Origin of the sequence: Pseudomonas guariconensis (assembly GCF_015680235.1) — a bacterium.
GTDB lineage: Bacteria > Pseudomonadota > Gammaproteobacteria > Pseudomonadales > Pseudomonadaceae > Aquipseudomonas > Aquipseudomonas guariconensis_A.
In genome coordinates, this window is the sequence record NZ_JADLJL010000021.1 from 25,282 (window position 1) to 40,472 (window position 15,191).

Sequence of the window (15,191 nt, forward strand, 5' to 3'; positions counted from 1 at the left end):
CCTGCTCACTATTGAATGTAATGCCCAGCGCTAGGCGCATTCATCGCACAGGTCTACAATCCCCTCCTCGCTTTGTCATCGCCGCCCACTCTGATGCCAACCTGTACGCTCCACCCCCTGCCCTACCAGCTCGATCCCGCCCATTACTTCGCCCGCCTGCGCCAGGCCCCCGGCGCGATCCTGCTCGACAGTGCCCGACCCGGCGCCGAGCGCGGCCGCTTCGACCTGCTCAGCGCCTGGCCGCTGCAGCACCTGCAAGCCCAGCCCGAGGAAGACGGTCGGGCCTATCTGCAGCGCCTGCGTAATGCCCTGGCCCAGCTGGGCCAGGCGCAGTTGCCGGATGGCGTCCAGTTGCCCTTCGCCGGCGGCCTGATCGGCTACCTGAGCTACGACTTTGGCCGACGCCTGGAGCAGTTGCCGAGCCTGGCCCGCGACGACCTCGGCCTGCCCGACGCCCAGCTCGGCCTGTATGCCTGGGCGCTGGTCAGCGACCACACGCTCGGCACCACGCAACTGGTGTTCCACCCAAGCCTTGCGAGCATCGAGTGCCAGCGCCTGATTCAGCTGTTCGAGGCGCCCGACACCGTGGTGTGCGGCGACTTCCAGTTGTTGGCGCCCATGCGCGGCGACCTGCAGCCTGCGCAGTACCGCAGCGCGTTCGACAAGGTCCAGCAATACATCCAGGCCGGCGACTGCTACCAGATCAACCTGACCCAACGCTTCCGCGCCCCCTGCCAGGGCGACCCGTGGCGCGCCTACCAAGCCTTGCGCAAGGCTTGCCCCACGCCGTTCTCCGGCTACCAGCAACTGGCCGATGGCAGCGCGCTGCTGAGCTTTTCGCCGGAGCGCTTCATCCAGGTCAGCCAGGGCCGGGTGGAAACCCGCCCGATCAAGGGCACCCGCCCACGGGCCGACGACCCACAGCAGGACGCGCACAATGCCGCCGAGCTGCAGGCAAGCCCCAAGGATCGCTCGGAAAACCTGATGATCGTGGACCTGTTACGCAACGACCTGGGGCGCACCTGCGAGATCGGTTCGGTGAAGGTGCCCGAGCTGTTCAGCCTGGAGAGCTACCCCAACGTCCACCACCTGGTCAGCAGCATCACCGGCCGCCTAGCCGCCGGCAAGGACGCCCTGGATCTGATCGGCGACAGCTTCCCCGGTGGCTCGATCACCGGGGCACCAAAGATCCGCGCCATGCAGATCATCGACGAACTGGAGCCGACGCGCCGGGCGCTGTATTGCGGCTCGCTGCTGTATGTGGACGTTCGCGGCGAGATGGACAGCTCCATCGCCATCCGCAGCCTGCTGGTCAAAGATGGGCAGGCCAGCTGCTGGGGCGGTGGCGCGGTGGTGGCCGATTCCGAATGGCAGGCCGAATACGAGGAATCCATCGCCAAGGTGCGGGTGTTGATGGAAACCTTGCAGCACCTGTGATTCGACGCCTCCTGCGCGCTATCGCCGGCAAGCCGACAGAACCAGCGCCGCTCGTGTGGGAGCCGGCTTGCCGGCGATAGCGCCCGAACAGACACTGCCAAAGCCATTTTTTGTTACCATCAGCCCATTACGAGCGCACAGCGCCACTCACCCGATGGAAACCGCCTGATGAGCCAACCCTTCGACGTCGCCGCCCTGGCCGCGACCTATGCCAGCAAGTCCCCACAGGACATCCTCAAGCTCGCCTTCGAACACTTCGGCGATGACCTGTGGATCTCGTTCAGCGGCGCCGAGGACGTGGTGCTGGTCGACATGGCCTGGAAGCTGAACAAGCAGGTCAAGGTGTTCAGCCTCGACACCGGCCGCCTGCACCCGGAGACCTACCGCTTCATCGACCAGGTCCGCGAACAGTACAACCTGCCGATCGAGATCCTCAGCCCCGACCGCGACAAGCTCGACCCCTTCGTCAAGGAAAAGGGCCTGTTCAGCTTCTACAAGGACGGCCACGGCGAGTGCTGCGGCATCCGCAAGATCGAGCCGCTGCGCCGCAAGCTGGCCACCGTGAGCGCCTGGGCCACCGGCCAGCGCCGCGATCAGAGCCCGGGCACCCGCAGCCAGGTGGCCGCGCTGGAAGTGGATTCGGCGTTCTCCACGCCCGAGCGCACCCTGTACAAGTTCAACCCGCTGGCGCAGATGACCAGCGAGGAAGTCTGGGGTTATATCCGCATGCTCGAGCTGCCCTACAACAGCCTGCATGAGCGCGGCTTCATCAGCATCGGCTGCGAGCCCTGCACCCGCCCGGTGCTGCCGAACCAGCACGAGCGCGAAGGGCGTTGGTGGTGGGAAGAGTCCACCCAGAAGGAATGCGGGTTGCACGCCGGCAACCTGATAACCAAGGCATAAATCAGCGGGGTCGCTTCGGCCCCATCGCGGCACAAGGCCGCTCCCACATCTATGGTCCTGGGAGGACCATTTCATTAGGTGTAGGAGCGGCCTTGTGCCGCGAAAGGGCTGCAAAGCAGCCCCGCAATGCCAGATCAGTGCACCGGCAGCTCGACACCTTCGAACAGGTCTTCCAGCTCCTGCTTGTTATGGCACTGGATCGCCTTGGCCATCACCTCACGGGTCAGGTGCGGGGCGAACTTCTCGATGAAGTCGCACATGAAGCCACGCAGGAAGGTGCCCCGGCGAAAGCCGATCTTGGTGATGCTGGCCTCGAACAGCTCGCTGGCATCCAGCGCCACCAAGTCGCTGTCGAGCTTGGTATCCACGGCCATCTTGGCCACGATGCCCACGCCCAGGCCCAGACGTACATAGGTCTTGATGACGTCGGCATCGGCCGCGGTGAACACCACCTTGGGTGTCAGGCCGCGATGGTTGAAGGCTTCGTCGAGTTTGGAACGGCCGGTGAAACCAAACACATAGGTGACGATCGGGTATTCGGCGACCGCCTCGAGGGTCAGCTTCGGCAGTTTGGTCAGCGGGTGGCCCTGGGGCACCACCACGCAGCGGTTCCATTTATAGCAAGGCATCATGATCAGGTCGCCGAACAACTCCAGCGCCTCGGTGGCGATGGCGAAGTCGACGGTACCGTCAGCGGCCATCTCGGCGATCTGCATCGGCGAGCCCTGATGCATGTGCAGGGCGACTTCCGGGTATTGCTTGATGAAGTTGCTGATCACCGGCGGCAACGCATAGCGCGCCTGGGTGTGGGTAGTGGCAATGGACAGCGTGCCCTTCTTCTCGTTGGAGAATTCCTGGGCGATCTGCTTGATGCTCTCGACCTTGCGCAGGATCTCGCCTGCGGTGTTGATGATGCGCTCACCGGCCGGCGTGACGCGGGTCAGGTGCTTGCCGCTGCGGGCGAAGACCTCGACGCCTAGCTCGTCCTCGAGCAGGCGGATCTGCTTGCTGATCCCGGGCTGGGAGGTATAGAGGCTCTGCGCTGTCGCGGAGACATTGAGGTCATGGTGCGCCACTTCCCAGATGTAGCGCAGTTGTTGAAGCTTCATAGGTTTCCCTCGGATCAGCGGTAGGTCACCGGCAGCTGGCAGCGACGAGATATAACTATATTAGTGGTTCTCGAAATAAATCTAGAACTATTTTGTTACATGCCACGGATTCGACCTACCCCCGTCTTCACCCCTTCCTACGCCCTAAATGCTGGGCCAGCGGCACCATGTAGACGGGCACCGGCGACAATTGCAGCAACCGCGCCGCGGTGCGGCCAATCGGTACATCCACCCCTGCCCCCTGGCTGTGGCTGCCGAAGATCAGCAGGTCGACATTCAGCCGCCGGGCCTGCTCGATGATCACGTGGGCCGGGTCACCCTGGCGTACCCTGACCGCACGGATCAGGGCCAGGTCCGCTTCCTCGCCCAGTTCGTCGCGAAAATTCTCCAGCACCCGCTGCTCGATGTTGGCCAGGACCGTATTCACGCCCTCGCTGTGCAGCGCATCCAAGGTCTGTTCATCGAGGTAGCTTTGCAACAGGGATTCGGCGAACTGCCCCATGGGCTCCACGGCATGGATCACATACAGCTCTGCGTTGAAGGTCCGCGCCAGGGCCAAGGCGTGCTGCATGACAAAAGGCGCGTATACCCCGAGGTCGGTGGCATACAGCATGGAATGGATCATTCGACCTCCTTGACTGCCGCAACGGCAGAGCAAGGTTCAGCTTAGCAGCGCCGTGCAAGGCCGCCCGTGCCATCCGGCGCGCTGGTGCCGCGGGCTTGGCGGGCCCGGACAGGGGATTTGATGGGGCGCTGGGGGCCCGTCGGATACCACTTGGCGATGAAAAGTCGTTTTGACGGTAAAAACCCCGTAACGACAGGGGTCAGCCCATTGTCGAGCCACCTTGTAACGCGCTAAGGTTCGGCTCCCCGTTGCGAACAATCTTGCTGCTGGGCCGCACGGGGCTGGCGGCCGGCACCCGTGACCTGACGAGTAACACGATGGCTGATTTACCGATCGACGACCTTAACGTTGCCTCCAACGAGACCTTGATCACCCCCGATCAGCTCAAGAAGGAACTCCCCCTCAGCGCCCAGGCCCTGCAGACCGTGACTGCCGGCCGCGAAGTAGTGCGCAATATCCTCGACGGCAAGGACCATCGACTGTTCGTCGTGGTTGGCCCCTGCTCCATCCATGACATCAATGCTGCTCATGAATACGCCGAGCGCCTGAAGGTGCTGGCCGAAGAAGTGTCCGACACCCTGTACTTGGTGATGCGCGTGTACTTCGAGAAGCCGCGCACCACCGTCGGCTGGAAGGGCCTGATCAACGACCCGTACCTGGACGACTCCTTCAAGATCCAGGACGGCCTGCACATTGGCCGCAAGCTGCTGCTGGACCTGGCCGAAATGGGCCTGCCGACCGCTACCGAAGCCCTCGACCCGATCTCGCCGCAGTACCTGCAGGACCTGATCAGCTGGTCGGCCATCGGCGCCCGCACCACCGAATCCCAGACCCACCGGGAAATGGCCTCGGGCCTGTCCTCGGCGGTCGGTTTCAAGAACGGCACCGATGGCGGCCTGACCGTGGCCATCAATGCCTTGCAGTCTGTTTCCAAGCCGCACCGTTTCCTGGGTATCAACCAGGAAGGCGGCGTGTCCATCGTCACCACCAAGGGCAACGCCTACGGCCATGTGGTACTGCGCGGCGGCAACGGCAAGCCGAACTATGATTCGGTCAGCGTCGCCCTGTGCGAGCAGGACCTGGCCAAGGCCAAGATCAAGCCCAACATCATGGTCGACTGCAGCCACGCCAACTCCAACAAAGACCCGGCCCTGCAGCCGCTGGTGATGGAGAACGTCGCCAACCAGATCCTCGAAGGCAACCAGTCGATCATCGGCCTGATGGTCGAGAGCCACCTGAACTGGGGCTGCCAGGCGATTCCGAAGGACCTGGGCGAACTGCAATACGGCGTTTCCATCACCGATGCCTGCATCGACTGGAGCGCCACCGAGAAGGCCCTGCGCAGCATGCGTACCAAGCTCAAGGACGTTCTGCCACAGCGCCAGCGCGGCTGACGCCTTGCAGTAACGAAAACGCCGGGCAATGCCCGGCGTTTTCATGTTCGGTGAACCAAGCGGGTTCAGGCCTTGCTCGAATGGCGCTGCTGGCGTTCCATATAGCGCTCCACATACGAGCAGGACGGGATCACCGTGTAGCCCATCTGTTCAGCGTACTCCAGGGCCTTTTCGGTCAAGGCAGCGGCGATACCCCGCCCGCGCAGGGCGTTGGGCACGAAGGTGCGATAGATATCCAGCGTCTGCTTGCCCAGGTCCATGTACGTCAGGTACGCCCGGTGACCGTCCACATTGGTCTCGAACTGATGACCGGCCTGGTCATGGTGGATGGTCAACGCTTCACTCATCACTACTCCTCGCAGGTCTTGTCGGCAGACCCTTACCTTTACCGATGGTTTTTTCCGGCGGAGGAACCTCTACGCCACCCCAGCCCCTTGGACCGCAAGGCGATCCGAATCGTTCTGCAGCATGGGCACCTACAAATAGTAGGCGCCACAAGCAGGATTGCTCAAGGTGGCAGCAGGTAAAAATGCCCAAGGCATGCCTCGAACCGTTTTGCGACAGCCCCCGGTTTTGTTCTAGGGCTAAGACGCCAGCCGACCGTTGAAGTCACCTTTAGTTCAACAAAAAGTTTCTGTAACACAACCCTTTACGGAGGCTGCGCAAAATTTTCACACCGGCCATACAAAGGTTGTCACCTCCTCCCCTTCCGGCAACATTTTTTTTGCAGTTCTTGCGCTCAGTCAGTTTACTTACTACAAGTAATGGGTACTATGTACGCCGGCCAGTTTCTCTTTTCCGAGAGATGGCTATTTAATAGAAAGTCCTTGAAGGGGAACACGATGAACAACGTTCTGAAATTCTCTGCTCTGGCCCTGGCCGCAGTTCTGGCTACCGGTTGCAGCAGCGTCTCCAAAGAAACCGAAGCTCGCCTGACTGCTACCGAAGACGCAGCAGCTCGCGCTCAAGCTCGTGCCGATGAAGCCTACCGTAAGGCTGATGACGCTCTGGCTGCCGCTCAGAAGGCTCAGCAGACCGCTGACGAAGCCAACGAGCGCGCTCTGCGCATGCTGGACAAAGCCAGCCGCAAGTAATAATCCTCACGGATTGTTATGGAGCCGACCCACTAGTGGGTCGGCTTTTTTATTGCCTGGCGAAAAGCGCACCGCAAAAACGAACAAGGCCTGCACTAAGGCAGGCCTCGCTATGGGTTTAACTGGGCACCGGCCCTGGGTTAAACACAACGCCGTTACTGCAGCTCTGGCGGAATGCTCGATACCATCGGCGCCGCTTGCCCGCTGACCGGTACAGCGATTTCCACCGGCATGCCATCTTCCGCCGCCACTACATCGCGCACCATGTCCCAGTTCATGCGCAGGTTGTTGGCCAAGTCTTCGCGCTTGAGCAAGGCATTGATAACCGCGGTGTGTTTATCCACCACCGATGGATCGCCATGATCGTCCAAAGGCGTGTGGGCCTCTAGATAGACCTTGCCGCCACTGATGCCGAACTTATAGGGCTCGTTGATGATGCGCACCGGCGTACCCACTGGCACCATCTTGGAGAGTTCCAGCACGTTGTTGTTGAGCATGCGGAAGCAGCCATGGCTGGTGCGCATGCCGATACCGAACTTCTTGTTCGAGCCATGGATCAGGTAGCCCGGCACGCCCAGGGTGAACTTGAACGGCCCCAACGGGTTGTCCGGCCCAGCTGGCACCACGGCGGGCAGGATGTCGCCGTCGGCGGCATGCTCGGCACGGATCGAGGCCGGTGGTGTCCAGGTCGGGTTCGGGGTCTTGGCGGTGATCTTGGTGTTGGCGATCGGCGAACCCCAACCTTCGCGGCCGATACCCAACGGGAAGGTGTGCACCACGCCCTGCCCTTTCGGGTAGTAGTACAGGCGATACTCGGCCAGGTTGATGACGATGCCTTCACGCGGCCCCGGCGGCAGGATGTAGCGGGTCGGCAGGATGATTTCGGTGCCGGCGCCCGGCAGCCAGGGGTCGACGCCTGGGTTGGCCGCGATCATTTCGGTGTAGCCAAGGTCATTGGCAGTACCGATGTCGGCAAAGGTGTCCTCGTACTTGGCCTTGATCACCTGGACCTGCCCGACGATGTCTTCACCGGGAGGTGGCAACGGCAATTCCAACGCAACGGTGGGCCCCGCTACCAGCAGGGCGGCCAGGGAGAGGCTACGGGTGACGGCGGGAAGGCGCGGCAACATCCGGTAAATCCTTCGAAAGAGAGGTCAAGAGAATCGATTGTACACCTGCGCCGATACAAGCGGGAGGCGTCTGCCCTTCAGATGATGGAAGGCGCTCAGAGTTCCGGCCATACCGGACGCATGCCGCGCCGCTGGGCATCGAGGATCGCCCGGCACAACGGGCACAGGCGACCGTCACGATAGACCGAGCGCTCCACCCCGGACCAGCGCGGTTGAGCGGGCAGAAGGCCGCCGCACAAAGTGCGGTCGACCGGCACGCCCAGCTCGAGCTGGCGAGCCACCAGGTGCACGCGAACCTCCTGGCAGGCGAACAGGTCGAGCTGCTCATCGGGCTCGATCAGTTGATAGGCATACAGGGACCAGGCGGGGCGTGGCATCGGGGGCTCTCGGAACGGGGGGCGCAACATTAGCCGAAAGCCGCCCCCGATAAAAGCGTCACAACAGCGGTTTTATCGCCGGCCAGGCATTTTCCAGCAAACGCTGCTGCGCAGCCTGTGCCGGATGGATGCCATCGGCCTGCATCATCTGCGGCACGCCGCCGACACCTTCGAGGAAGAATGGCACCAGCGGCACCTGTTTCTGGGTCGACAGCTGCTCGTAGACCTGGGCGAACGCCTGGGTGTAGCGCACGCCATAATTGGGCGGCAGGCGCATGCCCAGTAACACCACCTTGGCACCGGCCTCGCGGGCCTGATCGATCATCGAGGCAAGATTTTGTTGCAATTGCTGCGGCGGCTGGCCACGCAGCCCATCATTGCCTCCCAACTCCAGCACCACCAGGCTCGGCTGGTGGGTTGCAAGCAGCGCCGGCAGCCGCGCCTGGCCGCCTGCGCTGGTGTCGCCACTGATCGAGGCATTGACCACCCGATCGTCATAACCCTCGTCCCTGAGCTTCTGCTGCAGCAGGGAAACCCACCCCAGGCGGGTATCCAGGCCAAAACCGGCGCTGATACTATCCCCGACGACCAGCAGTGTACCCGCCGCCGCAGTCTGGGCCAGGCAATACAGGGCCAGGCCGGCACTCAACCACCACACTCGCATCGGATTCTCCATGGGCCCCAGCATTCTCGTTGCGCAGCACCTTAGCAAAGTGGTCCCCAGCGCGGAAGGTGACCTGACCATCCTCCACCCGCTCTCCCTCGCCCTGGAGCAAGGCGACAGCCTGGCCATCGTCGGCGCCTCGGGTTCGGGCAAGTCGACCCTACTCGGCCTGCTCGCCGGCCTCGACCGCCCCAGCGCCGGCAAGGTCATCCTCGCCGGCCATGACCTGGGCCCGTTGGACGAGGACCAGCGCGCCCGGGTACGGGCCGAGCATGTGGGCTTCGTATTCCAGTCGTTCCAGTTGCTCGACAGCCTCAATGCGCTGGAAAACGTCATGCTGCCGCTGGAGCTCGACGGCCGCCGCGATGCCCGCGAGCACGCCCGCAGCCTGTTGGAACGGGTTGGCCTGGGCAAGCGTCTGAGCCATACGCCGCGGCAGTTGTCCGGCGGCGAGCAGCAGCGGGTGGCGATCGCCCGCGCCTTCGCCGCCCAGCCGGCCGTGCTGTTCGCCGACGAGCCCACCGGCAACCTCGACAGCCACACCGGGGAACGCATCAGCGACCTGTTGTTCGAACTGAACAAGGAGCGCGGCACCACCCTGGTGCTGGTCACCCACGATGAGCGCCTGGCTCAGCGCTGCCGTCGTCTGATCCGCCTGGATGCCGGCCGCCTGGTGGCGCCCCTGGAGCCCTGATGACCCACCTGCCCTTTTCCCGCCTGGTCGGCCTGGCCCTGCGCCAGTTGCTGCGCGATGCCCGCGCCAACGAAGTTCGGGTGCTGTTCTTCGCCCTGCTGGTGGCTGTGGCGGCCAGTACCGCCATCGGCTATTTCGGGGCGCGCCTGAACGGCGCCATGCAACTGCGTGCCAGCGAGTTCCTGGGCGCCGACCTGGTCCTGCAAGGCAGCTCCCCGGCGCGCGCCGACCAGCTTGCCGCTGGCAGGGCCGCCGGGTTGCAACATGCGCAGGTGGTGGAATTCACCAGCGTGGTCGGCGCGGATGCCGGCATCCAGCTGTCGAGCGTCAAGGCGGCCGACACGGCCTACCCCCTGCGCGGCCAACTGCGCAGCGCCGCCATGCCCTACGGGCCGGAAACCCCGGGGGGCGGCCCCGCGCCCGGCGAGGCCTGGGTAGAAGCGCGCCTGCTGGTGGCACTAGGGCTGTCGATCGGCGACAGCATCGACGTCGGCAGCAAGACCTTGCGCATGACCCGGGTGCTGACCTACGAGCCGGACCGCGCCGGCAATTTCTACAGCCTGACGCCCCGCGTGCTGATGAACATCGCCGACCTGGAAGCCACGGGCGTGATCCAGCCCGGCAGCCGGGTCAGCTACCGCGAGCTGTGGCGAGGCACACCGCAAGCCTTGGCCCAGTACCGTCAAGGGCTGGAAAACGGCCTGGCAGCCAACCAGCGCCTGCTCGATACCCGCGATGGCAACCGGCAGATCGGCGGCGCCCTGGGCAAGGCAGAGCGCTACCTGAACATGGCCAGCCTGGTGGCGGTGCTGCTGGCCGGCGTTGCCGTGGCCCTGTCGGCCAGCCGCTACGCCGCCCGCCGCCTGGACGCCAGCGCGCTGTTACGCTGCCTGGGGCTATCACGCCATCAGGCCTTGGGCCTGTATTGCCTGCAACTGGCCATGCTTGGCCTGGTGGCAGCCCTGGCCGGCGCCCTGCTCGGCTGGCTGGCGCAACTGGGCCTGTTCGGCCTGCTGCATGGCCTGGTTCCGGGCGACGTACCGCCCGGCGGCATCGCGCCGGCCCTGGCTGGGGTCGGCACTGGCCTGGTGGCCTTGGCCGGCTTCGCCCTGCCGCCCTTGGCAGCCCTAGGGCGTGTGCCACCGCTGCGGGTGCTGCGCCGCGACCTGTTGCCGATGCCGCCGAGCAGTTGGCTGGTATACGGCGCCGCCCTGCTTGCCCTGGGCCTGATCATGTGGCGCTTGAGCCTCGACCTGCTATTGACCTTCGCCTTGCTCGGCGGTGGCCTGCTCGCCGCCCTGCTGCTCGGCGGCCTGTTGTTGCTCGGTCTGCGCAGCCTGCGCCGCCTGCTAGCCGCAGCGCCCCTGCCTTGGCGCCTGGGCCTGGGTCAACTGCTGCGCCACCCCGTGGCTGCGGCAGGCCAGGCCCTGGCCTTCGGCCTGATCCTGCTGGCCATGGCCCTGGTCGCACTGCTGCGTGGCGAGCTGCTCGATACCTGGCAAGCCCAATTGCCCAAGGACGCACCCAACCATTTCGCCCTGAACATCCTGCCCAGCGAGCGCGATCCCTTCGCCCAGCGCTTGCAAGCGATCAATGCCAGCTCGGCGCCCTTGTACCCAGTGATTCCAGGGCGCCTGACGCAGATCAACGGGCAGCCGGTACGCCAACGGGTGAGCAAGGAGTCCACCGGCGAGCGCGCCGTGCAGCGCGACCTCAGCCTGACCTGGGCTGCCGAACTGCCCCAGGGCAATGCCCTGAGCGCCGGGGTCTGGTGGAACGCACCGCCGGCCGACGACGGGCTTCCCGGGGTTTCGGTGGAGGCGCAGCTGGCCGAAAGCCTAACGCTCAAGCTCGGTGATGTCCTCGATTTCGATATCGGCGGCCAACAGCGCCAGGCACGGGTAAGCAGCCTGCGCACCGTGCATTGGGACAGCTTCCAGCCCAACTTCTACATGATCTTCCAGCCCGGCACCCTGCAAGGCCTGCCCACCACGTACCTGACCAGCTTCTACCTGGCGCCAGGGCATGACGCCGAGGTGGTCGCACTGTCGCGGGCGTTTCCGGCCGTGACCATTCTTCAAGTCGACGCGCTGCTGGCACAGTTACGCAGCATCCTGGCCCAGGTGACCCTGGCGGTCGAATACGTGCTGTTGTTCGTACTCGCGGCCGGGTTGGCGGTGTTGTTCGCAGGGCTCCAGGCGACGCTCGATGAACGCATTCGCCAAGGCGCCTTGCTACGGGCGCTGGGGGCCGCCCGGCCGTTGCTGGTCAAGGCGAGGCGGATCGAATTCGGCCTGCTCGGGGCGGTGAGCGGGTTGTTGGCGGCGGTGGGATGCGAGGTGATTACCGGGGTGCTGTACCGGTACGCCTTCGATCTGGCCTGGACGCCGCACCCGTGGTTACTGCTGTTGCCATTGGCGGGCGCACTGCTAGTAGGCGCAGCCGGCGTGGTCGGAACCCGCCGGGCGCTGAATGCCAGCCCCCTGGCGGTATTGCGTGAGGCCTAGGCCGGGGGCCGCCGCGTGATTCACTTGCTGGCAAGCCAGCGCCCACCCTGCCCTGCGTCACTCTCGAGAGTGGCGCGCAACAGTGGGCGCCGGCTTGCCGGCGATTGGCCAGAACAGGCAAACAGAGGACAGTGACTTCTACATGGCCCGCGCCGCGCTCTAAATCCGCGCGGCTTCTGAGGTTCCGCAATCGCGGGCGTTACCCGCGCGTCAAGGCTGCTCGGCCAAGGTGCGCAAGCCCTTGAGCGTGTTGAACGGGGCATCGACCACGAACTTGTTGGCCAGCCAGGAGGGCACGCTGCCGCCAGGCTCGGTATGGACCTGGTAGGTCACTTCGGTGCTGTCGCCCTTGGGCACGAGCTTCCAGAAGCCCTGGACCTGCGCCACCCGGACATAGCCTTTTTCCTCGGGCAGGTACTTCGGCTGCTCCTCGAGCTTACGTGTAAGGGTGCCATCGGCCGCCTGCGTGGTGGTCACATGCAGGATCGAATCACGCGGCGTAACCGGCCAAGGCGTATTGAACTGGGTGTAGGTCCAGCTCTGGTCACCTTCCTGCTTGAGCAGCTTCTGCGTCTTGCATTCATGAATCCATTTGCAGGCGCCGGCCACGTCCTCCTGCAACGCCTTGACCTTGGCCAGCGGCGCCTTGATCACGGTGACGCCTTGGTAGGCCTTGTACTTGGAGCCCGGCACTTCGCTGAGGGAAACCTTGATGCCGTCCTCGTCCTTGGCCACCTGCCAGTTCTCGGCCCAGGCCACCGGCGACAGCAGAACACCCATGCCACACAGCAGTGCAATACGCTTGATCGATCTCATCGTCTTGTTCCTTGTTGTCGAAGATCCAACCTGTCACGCCGCCGTCATCTGCTCCAACCAACCGAGAATCCTGATCGCCTCATCGCGATCGCTGCCACACACCTCCACATCGGCCTTGAAACCACCGCAGACCGACGGGCGCTCAGGCTTGCCGAACAGCTCGCAGAGATTGCCCGCTGTCAGGTGCAGGCAGCGCTCACCCGCCGGTTTGCCCTGGGGCATGCGCGGCATCGGCGAGCTGATCGAAGGCGCAATGCAACAGGCGCCACAACCCTCTCGGCATTTCATGAAAACAGGACTCCCAAGAGCAAAACGGGACGAACGTCCCTGGATAGTAACCGCTCAAACATTCGTTTGAAATTGCGAAACGGATGAAATATGCCGTGACCCGGCAGTCAGTTCATACCTATTGGCGAAACTCGAAATCGATGGCCGCCCCTTCCACGTCATGGCGACTGTCGTTGCGCAGTTGCAGCTGCATCTCGTTGTTGATCAGCCGCCCGTTGAGCTGGAATGGGCTGTCATCGCTGAGGGGCTTTTGCGGGAACATCGAGGGCAGCAACGGTTTGCGCCGCGCAACGGGTTCCCCCACCTCAGGTTCCAGGTTCTCCACCATCGAGGCCGGCAGGCTCAGGTCCAGTTTCGGCTTGGGCAGCGGCTGGGTCACCGACTTGGCAAGGGGTTTCTTGCGCGCCGCTCTGGCCGTGGACTTCGCCTTGGCGCGGGCAGGCACCTTGGTCGCCGCCTTGGGCTTGTGCGTCGCCTGCTTGCGCACCGGCTTGGCCGACGCGGCCTGGGCATGGGCCGAGGCCCCCTTGTCGGTCGACTGGGCGGCATGAGACTGGCCACTGGCCAAGCACAAGGGCGTCAGGCACAGTAAAAGGACAAGAGAGCGCAGCGCTTTCATGGACATCGGGAACATGGTGGAAAGATGCCTATGCTCTCTGTTCCGGTGACAGCTGGCAAGCCTACAGCAGTGAACCGGTCGACGCCTTGCACAATTGGTGCGCCAACAGGCCCAGGGTAATCACCGCCCGCTCCGACTCCTTGTTCCAAGGGATACCGCAGTTGAGGCGGATGCAGTGGTTGAACTGCTCGGTGTTGCTGAAGATCAGCCCCGGCGCGATGCTGATACCCTGCTCCAGCGCACGCACGTGCAATTCCTGGGTGTTGACCCGCCCGGGCAAGCTGACCCAGAGGATGAAGCCACCGGTCGGCCGGGTCATCTGCGTGCCTTCCGGGAAGTGCTGCTGCACTGCCAACTGGTAGGCGCTGAGGTTCTTGCGGTACTCCTGGCGGATGTAGCGCAGGTGGCGGTCGTAGCCGCCGTTCTCCAGGTACGCGGCTACGCCCATCTGGGTCACGCTGCAGGCCGAATGGGTGGTGAAGGTCTGCAGGCGCTGGATCTCGTCCTGGTAGCGGCCGGCGATCATCCAGCCCACGCGCACGCCAGGCGACAAGGTCTTGGAGAAGCTCGAGCAATAGATCACCCGGTCCAGCCGATCGAAGGCCTTGAGCGCCTTGGTCCGGCCCTGCTCGAACATCAGCTCGCCATAGATATCGTCCTCGACGATCTGGATATCGAAGTCCGACGCCAGGCGCAGCAACTGCTTCTGCCGGTCTTCGGGGATGGTGCCGCCCAACGGGTTGCTCAAGCGCGGGGTCAGCACCAGCGCTTTGATCGACCATTGGTTTGCCGCCAACTGCAGGGCTTCCAGGCTGATACCGGTGGACGGGTCGCTGGGAATCTCGATCACCTTGAGCCCCAGCAGATCGGCCAATTGCAGCAGGCCGTAATAGGTGGGCGACTCGGCGGCGATCAGGTCACCGGGGCGGGTCAGCACCCGCAACGACATCTGCAGGGCATCGACGCAGCCATGGGTGACCACCACCTCGCGCGGGTCGACCAGAACGCCGGCGTCCCGCATGCGGATGGCGATCTGCCTGCGCAGCGGCTCGAAGCCGGGGCTGAACATGTAGCTGAAGGCCCGTGGGCTGTGGAAGCGTGTGACCTTGGCCAATTGCTGGTGCAGCGCGCGCACTGGCAGGTAGTCCACGTGCGGCACCGCCGCGCCGAACGGAAACACGCCATCGCGCCGCGCCTCGGTCAGTACCTGCTGGATGATGCTCGCCCGGGTGACCAGCCCGGGCCGCTCGACCCTGGCGATCTCCGGGGTCTGGGCAGTCAGTGCGGGGGTCTGGTGCACGTAGTAGCCCGACTGCGGCCGCGCACGGATCAGGCCTTGGTCCTCGAGGTTGGCATAGGCCTGCAGGACCGTGGCATGGCTGACGTTGAGCTGGGCGCTCATCTTGCGCACCGAGGGTACGCGCTCGCCGGGCTGGTAGACGCCCCGGCGGATATCGTCGGCCAGTTGCTGGGCAATGCGCTGGTACAGCAGCAGGTTGGTCATGATGGCTCTCGAAACGCTGACGGGTTCGTT

16 protein-coding genes are annotated in these 15,191 nt (G+C 64.1%); 6 read left to right on the top strand and 10 right to left on the bottom strand.

Going from position 1 to position 15,191, the window contains the following annotated elements:
• Window positions 1–93 precede the first annotated feature (93 nt).
• Window positions 94–1,437 (top strand): aminodeoxychorismate synthase component I, encoded by a 1,344-nt coding sequence (pabB, locus tag IRZ56_RS15285; protein WP_196145690.1) that lies wholly within the window; start codon window positions 94–96, stop codon window positions 1,435–1,437.
• A 168-nt stretch (window positions 1,438–1,605) separates the two neighbouring features.
• Entirely contained in the window at window positions 1,606–2,340 is a 735-nt protein-coding gene (locus IRZ56_RS15290; protein WP_196145691.1) for a phosphoadenylyl-sulfate reductase, read from the top strand.
• A 134-nt stretch (window positions 2,341–2,474) separates the two neighbouring features.
• Here IRZ56_RS15290 and cysB read toward each other — a convergent pair whose 3' ends face one another.
• Together cysB and IRZ56_RS15300 are read right to left on the bottom strand one after the other, a co-directional pair.
• Entirely contained in the window at window positions 2,475–3,449 is a 975-nt protein-coding gene (gene cysB, locus IRZ56_RS15295) for an HTH-type transcriptional regulator CysB (RefSeq protein ID WP_084854749.1), read from the bottom strand.
• Between the two features lie 127 nt (window positions 3,450–3,576).
• Window positions 3,577–4,074: a universal stress protein gene (locus IRZ56_RS15300; RefSeq protein WP_196145692.1), complete on the bottom strand. Its 498-nt coding sequence runs from the start codon at window positions 4,072–4,074 to the stop codon at window positions 3,577–3,579.
• 317 nt (window positions 4,075–4,391) lie between these two features.
• On the opposite strand from IRZ56_RS15300, the gene IRZ56_RS15305 reads away from it, so the two are divergent.
• Window positions 4,392–5,468, top strand: a complete 1,077-nt coding sequence (locus IRZ56_RS15305; RefSeq protein WP_196145693.1) for a 3-deoxy-7-phosphoheptulonate synthase — start codon at window positions 4,392–4,394, stop codon at window positions 5,466–5,468.
• Between the two features lie 65 nt (window positions 5,469–5,533).
• Here IRZ56_RS15305 and IRZ56_RS15310 read toward each other — a convergent pair whose 3' ends face one another.
• Window positions 5,534–5,815 carry a GNAT family N-acetyltransferase gene (locus IRZ56_RS15310; RefSeq protein WP_084854752.1) on the bottom strand — a complete coding sequence of 94 codons (282 nt, stop codon included), beginning with the start codon at window positions 5,813–5,815 and terminating at the stop codon, window positions 5,534–5,536.
• A 495-nt stretch (window positions 5,816–6,310) separates the two neighbouring features.
• On the opposite strand from IRZ56_RS15310, the gene oprI reads away from it, so the two are divergent.
• Window positions 6,311–6,562, top strand: coding sequence for an outer membrane lipoprotei OprI (oprI, locus tag IRZ56_RS15315; RefSeq protein ID WP_003259780.1), 252 nt, complete (start codon window positions 6,311–6,313; stop codon window positions 6,560–6,562).
• Between the two features lie 155 nt (window positions 6,563–6,717).
• Here oprI and IRZ56_RS15320 read toward each other — a convergent pair whose 3' ends face one another.
• From IRZ56_RS15320 to IRZ56_RS15330, 3 genes are all read right to left on the bottom strand, one after another.
• A complete protein-coding gene (locus tag IRZ56_RS15320) occupies window positions 6,718–7,692 on the bottom strand; it encodes a L,D-transpeptidase family protein (RefSeq protein ID WP_196145694.1) in 975 nt (324 codons plus the stop codon).
• A 95-nt stretch (window positions 7,693–7,787) separates the two neighbouring features.
• Entirely contained in the window at window positions 7,788–8,069 is a 282-nt protein-coding gene (locus tag IRZ56_RS15325) for a hypothetical protein (protein WP_196145695.1), read from the bottom strand.
• A gap of 58 nt (window positions 8,070–8,127) precedes the next feature.
• Window positions 8,128–8,733 (bottom strand): arylesterase, encoded by a 606-nt coding sequence (locus IRZ56_RS15330; RefSeq protein ID WP_196145696.1) that lies wholly within the window; start codon window positions 8,731–8,733, stop codon window positions 8,128–8,130.
• 10 nt (window positions 8,734–8,743) lie between these two features.
• On the opposite strand from IRZ56_RS15330, the gene IRZ56_RS15335 reads away from it, so the two are divergent.
• Complete coding sequence (locus IRZ56_RS15335) at window positions 8,744–9,427, top strand: ABC transporter ATP-binding protein (RefSeq protein ID WP_196145697.1); 684 nt, start codon at window positions 8,744–8,746, stop codon at window positions 9,425–9,427.
• The gene (locus IRZ56_RS15340; RefSeq protein WP_196145698.1) at window positions 9,427–11,934 is read left to right on the top strand and encodes an ABC transporter permease; all 2,508 of its coding nucleotides are present in this window, start codon (window positions 9,427–9,429) and stop codon (window positions 11,932–11,934) included. Before IRZ56_RS15335 ends, IRZ56_RS15340 begins: the two co-directional genes overlap by 1 nt.
• Window positions 11,935–12,144: 210 nt before the next feature.
• Here the strand turns inward: IRZ56_RS15340 and IRZ56_RS15345 are convergent, their stop codons facing one another.
• The 4 genes from IRZ56_RS15345 to IRZ56_RS15360 all read right to left on the bottom strand — a co-directional run bounded on the left by IRZ56_RS15345 (window position 12,145) and on the right by IRZ56_RS15360 (window position 15,161).
• The gene (locus IRZ56_RS15345) at window positions 12,145–12,750 is read right to left on the bottom strand and encodes an START domain-containing protein (RefSeq protein WP_196145699.1); all 606 of its coding nucleotides are present in this window, start codon (window positions 12,748–12,750) and stop codon (window positions 12,145–12,147) included.
• 33 nt (window positions 12,751–12,783) lie between these two features.
• The gene (locus IRZ56_RS15350; protein WP_196145700.1) at window positions 12,784–13,038 is read right to left on the bottom strand and encodes a YkgJ family cysteine cluster protein; all 255 of its coding nucleotides are present in this window, start codon (window positions 13,036–13,038) and stop codon (window positions 12,784–12,786) included.
• Window positions 13,039–13,156: 118 nt separating this feature from the next.
• A complete protein-coding gene (locus IRZ56_RS15355; RefSeq protein WP_196145701.1) occupies window positions 13,157–13,657 on the bottom strand; it encodes a hypothetical protein in 501 nt (166 codons plus the stop codon).
• A gap of 61 nt (window positions 13,658–13,718) precedes the next feature.
• The gene (locus IRZ56_RS15360; protein ID WP_196145702.1) at window positions 13,719–15,161 is read right to left on the bottom strand and encodes a PLP-dependent aminotransferase family protein; all 1,443 of its coding nucleotides are present in this window, start codon (window positions 15,159–15,161) and stop codon (window positions 13,719–13,721) included.
• Window positions 15,162–15,191 lie beyond the last annotated feature (30 nt).

Excerpts from the sequence above, each read along its gene's own strand:
- pabB (WP_196145690.1), top strand. The coding sequence starts at position 94 with ATGCCAACCTGTACGCTCCACCCCCTGCCCTACCAGCTCGATCCCGCC.
- IRZ56_RS15290 (WP_196145691.1), top strand. The coding sequence starts at position 1,606 with ATGAGCCAACCCTTCGACGTCGCCGCCCTGGCCGCGACCTATGCCAGC.
- cysB (WP_084854749.1), bottom strand. The coding sequence starts at position 3,449 with ATGAAGCTTCAACAACTGCGCTACATCTGGGAAGTGGCGCACCATGAC.
- IRZ56_RS15300 (WP_196145692.1), bottom strand. The coding sequence starts at position 4,074 with ATGATCCATTCCATGCTGTATGCCACCGACCTCGGGGTATACGCGCCT.
- IRZ56_RS15305 (WP_196145693.1), top strand. The coding sequence starts at position 4,392 with ATGGCTGATTTACCGATCGACGACCTTAACGTTGCCTCCAACGAGACC.
- IRZ56_RS15310 (WP_084854752.1), bottom strand. The coding sequence starts at position 5,815 with ATGAGTGAAGCGTTGACCATCCACCATGACCAGGCCGGTCATCAGTTC.
- oprI (WP_003259780.1), top strand. The coding sequence starts at position 6,311 with ATGAACAACGTTCTGAAATTCTCTGCTCTGGCCCTGGCCGCAGTTCTG.
- IRZ56_RS15320 (WP_196145694.1), bottom strand. The coding sequence starts at position 7,692 with ATGTTGCCGCGCCTTCCCGCCGTCACCCGTAGCCTCTCCCTGGCCGCC.
- IRZ56_RS15325 (WP_196145695.1), bottom strand. The coding sequence starts at position 8,069 with ATGCCACGCCCCGCCTGGTCCCTGTATGCCTATCAACTGATCGAGCCC.
- IRZ56_RS15330 (WP_196145696.1), bottom strand. The coding sequence starts at position 8,733 with ATGCGAGTGTGGTGGTTGAGTGCCGGCCTGGCCCTGTATTGCCTGGCC.
- IRZ56_RS15335 (WP_196145697.1), top strand. The coding sequence starts at position 8,744 with ATGGGCCCCAGCATTCTCGTTGCGCAGCACCTTAGCAAAGTGGTCCCC.
- IRZ56_RS15340 (WP_196145698.1), top strand. The coding sequence starts at position 9,427 with ATGACCCACCTGCCCTTTTCCCGCCTGGTCGGCCTGGCCCTGCGCCAG.
- IRZ56_RS15345 (WP_196145699.1), bottom strand. The coding sequence starts at position 12,750 with ATGAGATCGATCAAGCGTATTGCACTGCTGTGTGGCATGGGTGTTCTG.
- IRZ56_RS15350 (WP_196145700.1), bottom strand. The coding sequence starts at position 13,038 with ATGAAATGCCGAGAGGGTTGTGGCGCCTGTTGCATTGCGCCTTCGATC.
- IRZ56_RS15355 (WP_196145701.1), bottom strand. The coding sequence starts at position 13,657 with ATGAAAGCGCTGCGCTCTCTTGTCCTTTTACTGTGCCTGACGCCCTTG.
- IRZ56_RS15360 (WP_196145702.1), bottom strand. The coding sequence starts at position 15,161 with ATGACCAACCTGCTGCTGTACCAGCGCATTGCCCAGCAACTGGCCGAC.